Raw genomic sequence first — 11,847 nt, 5'->3', positions numbered from 1 at the left:
GCGCGGGCAGGCTCGCGCCGGCGGGTGGTGCGGCAGGGCCGCGGGGCGGCCGCGTGGTGCGGCCGGCGGACCGCGGGTCAGTCGTTCGCGGTGCGGTGCCAGTGCAGGACGCGACGCTCGACGAGGGTGATGAGTCCGAGCAGGACGACACCCATCACCGCGAGGATCGCGATGGCGGCGTAGACGACGGCGAGCTGGTTCATCGACGACGCCGTGCTGATCACGGTGCCGAGTCCCCCGGTCGATCCCGAGGCGGAGAGCTCCGCGACGACCGCGCCGATGATCGACAGCGGGAACACGATCCGCAGTGCCGCGAACACGAACGGCAGGGCGTTCGGGATCCGCAGGTGCACGAGCATCTCGAACCGGGACGCGTCGATCGTCCGGTACACCTGCAGCACGGGCTGCGGCACGGACCGCAGCCCCGCGGCGGTGTTGATCAGGATCGGGAAGAAGCAGATGAGCGCCGTGATGACGAGCTTCGGCAGCGGCCCGAACCCGAACGCCACGACCAGGGCCGGGGCGATCGCGACGAGCGGCGTGACGTTCAGCACGATCGCGATCGGCATGACCGCGCGTCGGACGATCGGCAGCTCACTCGTCAGCACCGCGAGCACGAACGCGGCGAGGAACCCGATGGCCAGGCCGACGAGCGACTCCGCCAGGGTGATGCCGGCGTTCTGCAGGTAGTAGGGCAGCTGCGTGGCGAGGGTCTCCCCCACCGCGGGCAGCGGCGGCAGCAGGTACGGCATGGCCGTCGCACCGATCTGCCAGAGCACCGCCAGGACGGCGAGCATCACGACGAGGGGCGACCAGACGGTCGGTCGGAGCCAACCGGGCACGGATCGGCGGGCGGTGCGCCGCTCGGCGTCGGCCGTGGTGACGGTCGCGGCGGGCGTGGAGGTGGTGGTCGCGCTCATGGTCCCGTCTCCCTCAGGCCGCATCGGCCGTGCGCCAGGCACTGTGCAGGCGGGTCCGGACGAGGTCTTCGTACTCGTGGAACCGCTGCTCCTCGAACAGGCGTTGGTTGCGCGGGCGGGGCAGGTCGATGTCGATGACGTCGACGATCCGGCCGGGGCGCGGCGCCATCACGACGACGGTGTCCGACATCCGGACGGCTTCGGACACCGAGTGCGTCACGAAGAGGACCGTCGTGCGCAGCTCGTCCCACAGGTCGAGCAGCTGGTCCTGCAGGCTCTCGCGGGTGAACTCGTCGAGTGCCGAGAACGGCTCGTCCATCAGCAGGACGTCGGGGCGCAGGCCGAAGGCCCGGACGATCGCGGCACGCTGCTGCATGCCGCCGGACAGCTGCGCGGGGAGCTTGTCCATCGCCTCGCCGAGTCCTGCCATCCGCAGGAGTTCGCGCATGTCCGGACCGGCACCGGTGCCGCGCTCCTCGAGGTCGTCGATGGCGGCACGACGTCGGCCGGCGCCGGGGTTCACGCGGGCGGCGAGGGAGACGTTCTGCAACACGGTGAGCCAGGGCAGCAGCGCCGGCGTCTGGGGTACGAGCCCGATGAGCTTCGCCGCGCACGCCTGCGCCGGGGTGACCCCGTGCACCCGGACGTCACCACGGTCGGCGGGCTCGAGCCCGGCCACGAGCCGGAGCAGCGTCGACTTCCCGCAGCCGCTCGGGCCGATGAGCGACACGAACTTGCCGGGCTCGATCGTCAGCCGGGCGTCGTCGAGCGCGACCATGGCGCTCGGGCCGCTGCCGTAGACCTTGCGCACCGCGTCCACGCGGACCGCTGATGTGGTCATCCGTTCCTCCATACCGTCGGCGAGCACGCATGCTCGATCTCGTATGGCGGAGAGCGTGCGTCGCGAGCTCGGGTGGTCTGCGACGCGGAAATCCGCTGCTGGTGACGAGGTTAGGACGCCCGTGTTACGGCGTCGGACCACATGTGTTGCGAACGTGTGAACGAGTGCGCGGGTCAGCGTGGCGTGGGCACCGCTGTCCGCCCGTCCCAGACGAGCACCTCGACGCCGAGGTCCTCGGCGGCGACCGCGACCCACCCGGCGAGCGCCCTCGCCGCGGGCTCGGCGACGACGAGCACGGCACGCTCGACCCCGGGGACCGACCGCCGCAGCCACAGCAGCTTGAACAGGTCCGCCATCACCTTGTTGCGCCAGGCGGGCTTGTAGGCGCCCAGGTTGGCGACGAGCTGGACGACCACGCGGTCGGCGTCGTCGATGCCCTCGACCTCGACCCGGGCGCGGTCGAGGACGACCGTGCGCGGGCGGAGGACGAGTCCGAGAGCGACCCCGGTGTGTTCGAGCATCCGGCGTTCGACGGAGTCGGGGGCGAACCGGCCCCACTCGGAGCGCGCGACGGGGACCTCGGTCATGTCGGCAGTGTAGGCGGGCCAGCCGCTCCGGATCGACCGGCGCGTCAGACCGACCGCGCGGCCACCTCGAGGGCCTCGGCCGCTTCCCCGGCGCGCACGATGTCGCTGTCGCTGACCGACCGCCCGTTGTACTGGGCTTTGGTCTTCACCGCCACGCCGGTCCGAGCGACGCAGATCGCGTCAGCCGCGGCGATGCCGCTGAGGACGCACTGCGTGACGAACGCGTTCGCGAACTGCGATCCGGCACTGAAGACCCTGCGTCACCGCCGAGCGCGCGGAGGGCCTCTGCGGCTTCGAGGAACTCCGTCGCCTTGGCGAGCCGGCCCCTCCGGAACGACTCGTCGCCCGGTGCGGTGGTGCCGGTTCGCGGGGTCATCCAGTCAGGGTACGGAGCTTCCGGGACAGCCATCGACCATCGCCTGCGATGGGAATACCGTCTCGGGCAACCGATGCGAGGAGCGGGTCGGTGCCGTCGATCTCGTCCTCGTCGAAGAGGACCGGCCGCACGGCGTTCCCGGTCCACCGACCGGCCGCACGGCACAACGCGTGGATCTGGTCTTCTGCCTCGGCACGTCGGCTGTGCTCGACGATGAAGCAGACATCGAGGTCGCTGTCCGGCCGCATCTCACCTCGGGCGCCGGATCCGAAGAGCGCGGCGTACCGGAGGGGGATCGATCGACAGCCCGATCGGAGTCGTTCGAGGAGCGCGCGCCGGAGATCGGCCAGAGCGGTGATCGCATCGGCGGCGAGGTGTTCTCGGTTCAGGCTGAACGACTTCGTCCGTCCGGTCCGGTGCCCGTCGACGACACCCTGCTCGACCAGCCGATCCGCACTGTTCCGGACCCCGGCGTACGACCGGTCCGGCACCAGGCTGCAGATGTCCGCGATCGTCATCGGTCCTGGCGCTCGTGCCAGTACGGCGAGCACATCGCCGTCCACGGAGGTGGTCACCGTCGCGAAAGGGGTTTGCAACTGCATCGGAACCTCCGATCGGATACGAGTAGAAATCTACCACTTCTAGTAGATTTCTACTCGTATCTGAGCATGTTCCTCAGACGACCGACCACCCACCGTCACTCGGCAGCACGGCGCCGTTCACGTTGGCGGAGTCGTCGCTGAGCAGCCAGGTGATGGCCGCGGCGAGCTGCTCCGGCTGCGCGACCGGCGGGATCGCGACCTGCATGATGGGGCCCACTCGGCTGGCGGCGTACTCGCTGCGCATCGGCGCCTCGATGTTCGTCGCGACCGCACCCGGCGCGACCGCGTTCGCCCGGATGCCCTGCGGCCCGTGGAAGAACGCCACGCTCTTGGTGAACCCGGCGATCGCGTGCTTCGACGCCGTGTACGCGGCACCCGCTGCCGAGGCACGGAGTGCGGCCTCGGACGCGACGTTCACGACGGCGCCGCGACCGGCGGCGATCATGTGCGGCAGGACGGCGCGGGTGAGGCGCATCGGCCCGGTGACGTTGACGCTGAAGACGCGGTCCCAGGTGGCGTCGTCGACCTCGCTCGGCGGCAGGAAGGCGTCCATGATGCCGGCGACGTTCGCCAGTCCGTCGATGCGATCGCCCGCGGCCGCGATGAGTGCGTCGATCGTCTCGGTCGCTGCGACGTCCCCGACGACGGTCTCGACGTCGAAATCGTCGAGTTCGGCGCGGAGGGCGTCGAGCCGCTCGGCGACGACGTCGGTCGCGATCACGCGCCCGCCCTCGTTCGCGATGCGCGTCGCCGTGGCGCGTCCGATGCCGGAGCCCGCCCCGGTGACGATGATGGTCCTGCCGGTGAACCGTCCGGCGGTGGTGTCGGTCATGTCGTCTCCTCACTGAGAGGCGCTCGCTGCGCCATGATGGTTATAGCACTCAGTGCCGAAAGGACTCCATGAGCTCGACGAGCGACCGGGCGACGAGCGACCGCCCGACGGGACGCCCCCGCACGATCGATCCGGACGCGGTGTCCCTCGTGGCGTTGCGCCTGTTCGACGAGCAGGGCTTCGACGCCGTCTCGATGGACGACGTCGCCACGGCCGCCGGGGTGAGCCGTCGATCGTTGTTCCGGCTGTTCCCGAACAAGGCGGCACTCGTCTGGGGCGGGCTCGACGAGTTCGCCTCGCGGTTCGGTGACGCACTGCGGGAGCGGCCGTCCACGGAGTCGTCGTCCGTCGCACTGCGCGCCGCGTACCGGATCGGCGCGACCTTCCCCGACGACGCCGTCGAGGTCACCCGCCACCGGCTCCGCGTCATCCGCGCGAACCCCTCGCTCGAACACGTCGGTGCAGCCACGGTCACGAGCCTGACCGACGCGATCGTCCGGTTCGTGGCCGAGCGGGACGGCGCGACGCCCGACGACCTCGCGGTGTCGGTGCGCGCGCACGCCCTGGCAGCCGCGGCGAGCGCCGCCCTCACCTGGTGGGCGCTGCACGGCGACGGCCGTCCGGAGGACGTCGTGGACCGCGCACTCGCCCTGCTCGCCTGAGACGCGCCCTGGACACGACCACCGGACGGACGGGAGGCCCGTGGCGGGCGCGCCACGGGCCTCCCGTCCGACACCCGGCCGGGCTCAGCCCATCGCGCGCTTCCCACGGACGTCGCGCGACAGCGCGTCGATGCGCGCCACCTCGTCGTCAGTGAGCCGCACCTCGGCGGCTGCGACGTTCTCGGCGACGCGTCCGGGGTTGCGCGATCCGGGGATCGGGACCAGGTCGGCGCGCTTCGCCAGGATCCAGGCCAACGCGAGCTGCGAGAGCGAGACACCCTTCGCGTCGGCGATCTCGGTGAGTGCTGCGACGACGGCGACGTTCCGGTCGAAGTGCTCCGGCGCCCACCACTCGAGCTGCTGGCGGATGTCGTCGGCCGCGTAGGCGCTCGCCGGCTGCACGGCACCGCTCAGGAAGCCGCGCGCCAGCGGCGAGTAGGCGACGACGCCGATGCCGAGCTCGTCGACGAGGGGGAAGAGCGCCTCGGACTCCCGCGAGAAGACGGAGTACTCGGTCTGGAACGCCGAGATCGGGTGGACTGCATGGGCCCGGCGGATCTGGTCGGCATCGGTGTTCGACAGGCCGAGGTACCGGACCTTGCCGGCCAGCACGAACTCCTGCATCACGCCGACGACGTCCTCGATCGGGACGGCCGGGTCGTGGACGTGCTGGTAGAGCAGGTCGATCGAGTCGGTGCCGAGGTTCTGCAGGCTCGCGTCCACCACCTGCCGGATGTGCTCCGGTCGGGAGTCCGGTGCGTACGCCTCGGGGGTGAACCCGAACTTCGTGGCGATCGTCACCTCGTCGCGGATCGGGGCGAGCGCCGCGCCGAGGAGCCGCTCGCCGGTCCCCCACCCGTACAGCTCGGCGGTGTCGAAGTGCGTGACGCCGAGTTCGTGTGCGTGCCGGATCGCGGCGACGGACTCGGTGTCATCGCCGGGTCCGTAGGCGAACGTGGTGCCCATGGCGCCGTAGCCGATGGCGCTGACGGTGAGGCCCTGTCGGCCGAGGGTGCGTTGCTGCATGGTGCCGTCCCTTCGTGACGTGTGGTGGTCATGCGAGTGGCACTGTACGCCATGATTGTCAGAGTCTGACAGGTTGGACTGACGATGACGTCAGGGTACGATCGGCTCCGTGAGCGACGTCCGAACCGGCCTGCGGGACATCACCCGGGATGCCGTCCGCGCGCGCATCGCCGCCGTGGCACTCGAGCGGTTCGACACCGACGGGTTCGAGAACGTCACCGTGGAACAGGTCGCCGCCGAGGTGGGGATCTCGGCGCGGAGCTTCCACCGGTACTTCCCCGCGAAGGAGGACGCCGTCATCGGCGACCCCGCGCGACACCGGGACGCCCTCGCTGAGGCGTTCCGGTCGCGGTCGACGACCCAGCCGGTGTGGCCCGCGCTGCGCGAGGCGTTCGCCGAGATGCTCGAGCGCGGCAGCACCGACGACCCTGAGACCGGACGCCGATCCGTCCGCGTGATGACGAGCACGGCGTCGCTGCGCGCGCGGAACCTCGAGAAGCACCAGGCCTGGGCGGATGTGCTGACGCCCCTCGTCGTCGAGCAGCTCCACGGGCCCGACGCCGAGCTGCGCGCACGAGTCCTCGTGCAGGCTGCCCTCGGTTGCTTCGACGTGGCGATCACCACCTGGGCCACGGGCGACGATCCCGACGCGGCCGCGATCCTGCGACGCGCGTTCGACGGCATCACCCCGAGCGCCTGACGAGCGGACGCGCGCCGTCGTCCGGCGGTATCGTCCGGGCATGAACGCCACCGGACCGTCGCCGTACTTCCAGTTCGCCGGCACCGCCAGGCAGGCCCTCGAGCACTGGCGAGGGGTCTTCGGCGGCGAGGTCCGGATCGCGACCTACGCCGACTTCTCACGGACCGACGGCCCCGCCGACGCAGTCGCCCACGGCCAGCTCACCGGCGGACTCCAGCTGTTCGCCGCCGACGCGAGCGAGACCGACGAGCCGTTCGCGGCGACCGGATTGCTGTTCTCGCTGCTCGGCGCCGACGAACCCGACGTGCTGCGACGCTGGTTCGACGCGCTCGCCAAGGGTGGCACGGTCGTCGACCCGCTGCAGCAGCGGCCGTGGGGCGACTGGGACGGCACCGTGCGGGACGCGTTCGGCGTCACGTGGCTCATCGGGTTCGAGGCGTCAGCCCTGGGGTGACGGGCACCCTCGCTGGGATGACGGGCGCCGTCGCTGGAATGACGGGCACCCTCGCTGGGATGATGGGCGCATGACCGACCGCCCCGCCGTCCTGTTCGTCTGCGTCCACAACGCCGGACGCTCCCAGATGGCCGCGGGGTGGCTGCAGCACCTCGCCGGCGACCGCGTCCGGGTGTTCTCCGCCGGCAGCGAGCCCGCCGACCAGGTGAACGCCGTCGCCGTGCAGGCCATGGCCGAACAGGGCATCGACATCGCCGCCGCCCGACCGGCGGTGCTCGAGACCGAAACCGTGCGTGAGACGGACGTCGTCATCACCATGGGCTGCGGTGACGCCTGCCCGGTGTTCCCCGGCAAGCGCTACGAGGACTGGGACCTCGACGACCCGGCAGGGCTCGCCATCGAGCAGGTCCGCCCGATCCGCGACGACATCCGGTCGCGCGTCGAGCGGTTGATCGCGTCGCTGTAGACGACTACTGCTGGTCGGACGGCAGCAGCGGCGCCCAGTAGGCGTCCGGGCCGTCGGCCTGCACGGCGTCGCGCTCGAAGCGGAAGCCGTACTCCCGCACGAAGTCGAGTGCGGCGGCCTGCTCGTCCTCGGCGTCGTCGTGGGCGGCGTCGAACAGGTACACGCCGTGCCCCATCTTCACGCCCGAGTCGCTGATCACCGTGAGGTCCCAACGCCCCTCCTCGGCGCGTTCGATCCGCACGACGGCGGCCTGTGCAGCGGTGAAGTCAGCCATGCCGTCAGCCTACGGACGGTGGTCCGGTGGCGTTCAGGGTCGGTCGCGCCCAGTACGCTGAGCACCGTCACAGGCCCGGACGAGCGGAGAACGAAGTCATGTCAGTCGGATTGCTCGCCGTGGTGGACGACATCCTCTCCGCGGCCCTGAAGGCGAGCGCGAAGACCGCCGGTGTCGTCATCGACGACGCCGCGGTCACTCCGCAGTACGTGCAGGGACTGGCGCCGGCCCGCGAGCTGCCGGTCGTCGGTCGCATCGCGCTCGGCAGCCTGTTCAACAAGTTCATCATCATCATCCCGCTGGCGCTGCTCCTCACCGCGTTCGCGCCCTGGGTGCTGCCGTACCTCCTGCTCATCGGCGGGACGTACCTCTGCTTCGAGGGCGCGGAGAAGGTCACCGAGTGGTTCGGCGTCCACCACGGCACAGGCAGCACCGACTCGGTCACCGAACCGAAGCTCGTGTTCGGCGCCATCCGGACCGACCTCATCCTGAGCACCGAGATCATGCTCATCGCCCTGGCCGGCCTCGACCCGGATCTCGGGCTCTGGCCGACGCTCGGAGCCCTCATCGTGATCGGGCTCGTCATGACCGCGGTCGTCTACGGCGCAGTGGCCCTGCTGGTGAAGATCGACGACGTCGGTCTGCAGATGATGAAGAACTCGGTCCGCCGGACCCGTCGCACAGGAGCGCGGATCGTTCGGGCGATGCCGACGGTCTTCCGGATCATCAGCGTCATCGGCACCGTTGCGATGCTCTGGGTCGGCGGCCACCTGGTCATCGCGAACCTCGCCGAGACCTTCTGGCACGGCCCGTACGACCTGCTGCACACGATCGAGCGCGCGATCGAGGCCGCGGGCCCGGTGATCACGTGGGTCGTCGACACCGCGGTCTCGGCGCTCGCCGGCGTCATCCTCGGCATGGTCGTCGTGGCGATCGTCCTCGGCATCGGTCGCCTCCGCGGGAAGCACTGACTGACACTTCTGTTCCGCCATCGGCACAGCAGTGTTCCGACGGACCACGCGTCGAACGACTCGTGGTCCGTTGCAGAACCGGTGCTGCGCGCCAGGATTACCCTGACGCGCATGGCAACGGTGCGACAGGTCCAGGTGACGTTCGACTGCGCCGAACCGGAGCGGGTCGCCCGGTTCTGGTGCGAGGTCCTCGGCTACGAGGTCCCTGCTCCCCCGCCCGGGTTCGACGACTGGCAGGCGTTCAACGCCTCGCTCCCGCCCGAGCACCAGGACTCCGCCTTCGCGTGCGTCGACCCGACCGGTGCCGGCCCTCGGCTGTTCTTCCAGCGGGTGCCCGAGGGCAAGACGGTGAAGAACCGTGTGCACCTGGACGTCCGGGTCGGCACCGGTCTCGTCGGCGAGGAGCGTCTCGCGGCACTCGACGCGGAGAGCGCTCGCCTGGTCGCGCTCGGCGCGACGCAGTTCCGCCGCATGCTCGCGGATCAGGTCAACGAGTCCTGCATCGTGATGCAGGACGTCGAGGGCAACGAGTTCTGCCTCGACTGATCCGCGAGCGCGGGCAGCCTCAGGCCACCGGCCCGTAGAGCGGCGTCTCCGCCTGGTCGAGCTCGAGCTCAGCCGTCTGCTGGATGAGCGCCAGCAGGTCGGCGTCGAGTCCGGGAGCGAACTCCTCGAGGCGCTCCGGAGCGATGAACGACGGCACACCCGCCGGGGCCTGCTCGGTCGCGGACAGGTCCGTGCCGTCCTTCGACGGCGATGCGCCGCGGAAGATCTTGCCGGCCTCGGACGCTCCGTCGAGGTCGAAGCTGTACTGCTTGCTCTGCAGTCCGAGGTCGACGAGTTCCTTGACCTCCGGGAACCGCTCGGCGTTCGTCTTCGGGATCGGCAGGAGCGTCTTCCAGTCGACACCCAGCGTCTCGAGCGCCTTCGCGTACGCGTTCTCGTGCGCCTGGTCGCGGACGATCAGGTAGGCGATCGTGCTGCGCGCGGTCGGGTTGTCGGTCATCTCGTAGATCCGGCACTTCTGCAGCCGGCCGGTCGACTCGAGCATCAGGTTGTAGAGCAGGTCGAGCGGCAGGTTGCCGGAGTTGTAGACGTAGCTGCCGCTCCACGGGTTGCCGGCCGCGTCGACCGGCAGGGCGCCCTGCGCACCGACGAGGTAGTGGTGGATGTTGCTCGTGTCGAGTGCGATGTTGAGCGGCGTCGCGCCCTTCGCACCGGGCTTGTCGAGCGGGTCGGTGAGCTTGCCGGCGTACTCGGGCGAGCCGTCGAGCAGGCGGGAGATCGTGGTGCCGATGAGCTCGACGTGGCTGATCTCCTCGGTGCCGACCCCCTGGATGAGGTCGCGGTACGGCTTCGCCGCCGGGCCGCGGAAGTTCATCGCCTGGAACAGGTACTGCATCATCGTGCGCATCTCGCCGAACTGCCCGCCGAGGCCTTCCTGCAGGGCGTTCGCGGCTGCCGGGTCGGGCTCGCCGTCGGCGATCTCGTTGATCCAGGTCTGTGCGTGGAAGTACATGGAGCCTCCTTGCTGGTCGCGACGGATCCGCCGCGTGCCTCACGGTCGTCCGGCGTCCCTGGCAGGCGACACGGGTCGTCCACTGAGCGCGGTATCGTCGTCGGCGCCGCACCGCAGCGCCCGGAAGGACCCCCGAACCGATGACCGTCAGTCACGACGTCGACACCGCCGCCCTCGACGACCTGCTGGGGGTGGAGCAGGTCCTCCGCGACCCGGCGTCGCTCGAGCGGTACCGCCACGACGACGCCGAGTGGGCGGACTCCACGGCGCCGCTCGCCGTCGTCCTCGCCCGCAGGACCGACGACGTCGTCGCCACCGTCCGGTGGGCGGCGGCGGCCGGGGTCCGGGTCGTGCCGCGCGGCGCGGGGACCGGTCTGTCCGGCGGGGCGAACGCGATGGCCGGATCGGTCGTCCTGTCGCTCGAGCGGATGGACGCGGTCCTCGAGGTCAACACCGACGAGCGGTACGCGGTCGCCCAGCCCGGTGTGGTCAACGACGCCCTGCGTGCTGCGGTCGCGGAACACGGGCTCTGGTACCCGCCGGACCCGGCGAGCTCGGCCATCTCGACGATCGGCGGCAACGTCGCGACGAACGCCGGCGGGATCTGCTGCGTCAAGTACGGCGTCACCCGCGACTACGTGCTCGGGATGACCGTCGTGCTGGCCGATGGTTCCGTGGTCGAGCTCGGCCGCCGCACGGCGAAGGGCGTCGCCGGCTACGACCTGGCCGGCCTGATGGTCGGTTCCGAGGGCACGCTCGGCATCGTCGTGTCGGTGACCGTCAAGCTGCTCCCCCTTGCTGGCCGCGATGAGCGCGCCGTGATCGGGTACTTCCCCTCGCTCAGCGCCGCCGGGGACGCCGTCGCGGCGATCTCACGCGCCGGCATCATCCCCGCAGCGCTCGAGATCGTCGACCGGACCTGCCTGCGGGCCGTCGACGACTGGATGCACCTGGGCCTGCCGTCCGACGTCGACACCCTGCTGCTGGCACGGGTCGACGAGCGCGGTGCGGCGGGCGACGACCTCGCCGACCAGGTCGCCGCGGTCTTCGCACGGGCCGGTGGCACCGACGTCGAGCGGGCCACGGACCCCGACGACATCGCCCGGCTGTTCCAGGCGCGGCGGCTCGCGTACCCGGCGCTCGAGCGGCTCGGCCCGGTGCTGACCGAGGACATCTGCGTGCCGCGCAGCGCGGTGCCCGAGATGCTCAGGCGGATCCAGGCGACCGCTGCGGCGCACGACGTCACGATCGCGAACATCGCGCACGCCGGCGACGGCAACCTGCACCCGCTGATCATCGCGCCCGTGGGCGACGACGCCGCGAAGGCCCGCGCGAAGCACGCATTCGACCAGATCGTCGCGGACTGCCTGGCGCTCGGCGGCACCGTCACGGGCGAGCACGGCGTCGGACTGCTCAAGTTGCCGGGCCTGCGACAGGAGCTCGGCGAGCGGGTCCTGGCGATGCACCGTTCCGTGAAGGACGCCCTGGACCCGGCGGGCACCCTGAATCCCGGCAAGGCGTTCTGAACGCACGGAGACGACGGACGGGAGGCCCGGTGCCAGCTGGCACCGGGCCTCCCGTCCGTCAGCCGGTCGCGTTCAGCGCCCGGCGTGCGTC

At 70.9% G+C, this 11,847-nt stretch carries 15 protein-coding genes; 7 read left to right on the top strand and 8 right to left on the bottom strand.

The window, feature by feature from the left end; translation table 11 throughout:
- Positions 1 to 77 precede the first annotated feature (77 nt).
- The 5 genes from KZI27_RS05265 to KZI27_RS05245 all read right to left on the bottom strand — a co-directional run bounded on the left by KZI27_RS05265 (position 78) and on the right by KZI27_RS05245 (position 4,158).
- Positions 78 to 920: an ABC transporter permease gene (locus tag KZI27_RS05265; protein ID WP_222659689.1), complete on the bottom strand. Its 843-nt coding sequence runs from the start codon at positions 918 to 920 to the stop codon at positions 78 to 80.
- A 13-nt stretch (positions 921 to 933) separates the two neighbouring features.
- Positions 934 to 1,761 carry an ABC transporter ATP-binding protein gene (locus KZI27_RS05260; protein ID WP_123313594.1) on the bottom strand — a complete coding sequence of 276 codons (828 nt, stop codon included), beginning with the start codon at positions 1,759 to 1,761 and terminating at the stop codon, positions 934 to 936.
- Positions 1,762 to 1,934: 173 nt separating this feature from the next.
- Positions 1,935 to 2,348: a hypothetical protein gene (locus KZI27_RS05255; protein WP_222659687.1), complete on the bottom strand. Its 414-nt coding sequence runs from the start codon at positions 2,346 to 2,348 to the stop codon at positions 1,935 to 1,937.
- Positions 2,349 to 2,720: 372 nt separating this feature from the next.
- Positions 2,721 to 3,242: a nucleotidyltransferase family protein gene (locus KZI27_RS05250; RefSeq protein WP_222659685.1), complete on the bottom strand. Its 522-nt coding sequence runs from the start codon at positions 3,240 to 3,242 to the stop codon at positions 2,721 to 2,723.
- Between the two features lie 157 nt (positions 3,243 to 3,399).
- Positions 3,400 to 4,158 (bottom strand): SDR family NAD(P)-dependent oxidoreductase, encoded by a 759-nt coding sequence (locus KZI27_RS05245; RefSeq protein ID WP_222659683.1) that lies wholly within the window; start codon positions 4,156 to 4,158, stop codon positions 3,400 to 3,402.
- Between the two features lie 68 nt (positions 4,159 to 4,226).
- On the opposite strand from KZI27_RS05245, the gene KZI27_RS05240 reads away from it, so the two are divergent.
- Positions 4,227 to 4,820, top strand: a complete 594-nt coding sequence (locus tag KZI27_RS05240) for a TetR family transcriptional regulator (RefSeq protein WP_123313173.1) — start codon at positions 4,227 to 4,229, stop codon at positions 4,818 to 4,820.
- 84 nt (positions 4,821 to 4,904) lie between these two features.
- Here the strand turns inward: KZI27_RS05240 and KZI27_RS05235 are convergent, their stop codons facing one another.
- A complete protein-coding gene (locus KZI27_RS05235; RefSeq protein WP_222659682.1) occupies positions 4,905 to 5,846 on the bottom strand; it encodes an aldo/keto reductase in 942 nt (313 codons plus the stop codon).
- Positions 5,847 to 5,955: 109 nt separating this feature from the next.
- Between KZI27_RS05235 and KZI27_RS05230 the strand changes: the two genes are divergently transcribed.
- The 3 genes from KZI27_RS05230 (at position 5,956) to KZI27_RS05220 (ending at position 7,466) form a co-directional block, all read left to right on the top strand.
- The gene (locus KZI27_RS05230) at positions 5,956 to 6,546 is read left to right on the top strand and encodes a TetR/AcrR family transcriptional regulator (protein WP_261784102.1); all 591 of its coding nucleotides are present in this window, start codon (positions 5,956 to 5,958) and stop codon (positions 6,544 to 6,546) included.
- Positions 6,547 to 6,586: 40 nt separating this feature from the next.
- Positions 6,587 to 7,000, top strand: coding sequence for a VOC family protein (locus KZI27_RS05225; RefSeq protein WP_222659680.1), 414 nt, complete (start codon positions 6,587 to 6,589; stop codon positions 6,998 to 7,000).
- Positions 7,001 to 7,070: 70 nt separating this feature from the next.
- Entirely contained in the window at positions 7,071 to 7,466 is a 396-nt protein-coding gene (locus KZI27_RS05220) for an arsenate reductase ArsC (RefSeq protein WP_222659678.1), read from the top strand.
- Positions 7,467 to 7,470: 4 nt separating this feature from the next.
- On the opposite strand, the gene KZI27_RS05215 is transcribed toward KZI27_RS05220, so the two are convergent.
- A complete protein-coding gene (locus KZI27_RS05215; protein ID WP_111086890.1) occupies positions 7,471 to 7,740 on the bottom strand; it encodes a hypothetical protein in 270 nt (89 codons plus the stop codon).
- Between the two features lie 98 nt (positions 7,741 to 7,838).
- On the opposite strand from KZI27_RS05215, the gene KZI27_RS05210 reads away from it, so the two are divergent.
- On the top strand, positions 7,839 to 8,711 hold the full coding sequence (locus KZI27_RS05210; protein ID WP_111086892.1) for a DUF808 domain-containing protein: 873 nt from the start codon (positions 7,839 to 7,841) through the stop codon (positions 8,709 to 8,711).
- A 111-nt stretch (positions 8,712 to 8,822) separates the two neighbouring features.
- The gene (locus KZI27_RS05205; protein WP_123672899.1) at positions 8,823 to 9,257 is read left to right on the top strand and encodes a VOC family protein; all 435 of its coding nucleotides are present in this window, start codon (positions 8,823 to 8,825) and stop codon (positions 9,255 to 9,257) included.
- A 19-nt stretch (positions 9,258 to 9,276) separates the two neighbouring features.
- Here the strand turns inward: KZI27_RS05205 and KZI27_RS05200 are convergent, their stop codons facing one another.
- A complete protein-coding gene (locus KZI27_RS05200) occupies positions 9,277 to 10,230 on the bottom strand; it encodes a manganese catalase family protein (protein WP_222659676.1) in 954 nt (317 codons plus the stop codon).
- A gap of 140 nt (positions 10,231 to 10,370) precedes the next feature.
- Here KZI27_RS05200 and KZI27_RS05195 point away from each other — a divergent pair, with 140 nt between their 5' ends.
- The gene (locus tag KZI27_RS05195; protein WP_222659675.1) at positions 10,371 to 11,756 is read left to right on the top strand and encodes an FAD-binding oxidoreductase; all 1,386 of its coding nucleotides are present in this window, start codon (positions 10,371 to 10,373) and stop codon (positions 11,754 to 11,756) included.
- Positions 11,757 to 11,847 lie beyond the last annotated feature (91 nt).

The organism is Curtobacterium sp. TC1 (genome assembly GCF_019844075.1).
GTDB lineage: Bacteria > Actinomycetota > Actinomycetes > Actinomycetales > Microbacteriaceae > Curtobacterium.
The sequence above is the reverse complement of the archived record's forward strand: the minus strand, read 5'-3'. Positions and strand labels throughout refer to the sequence as shown.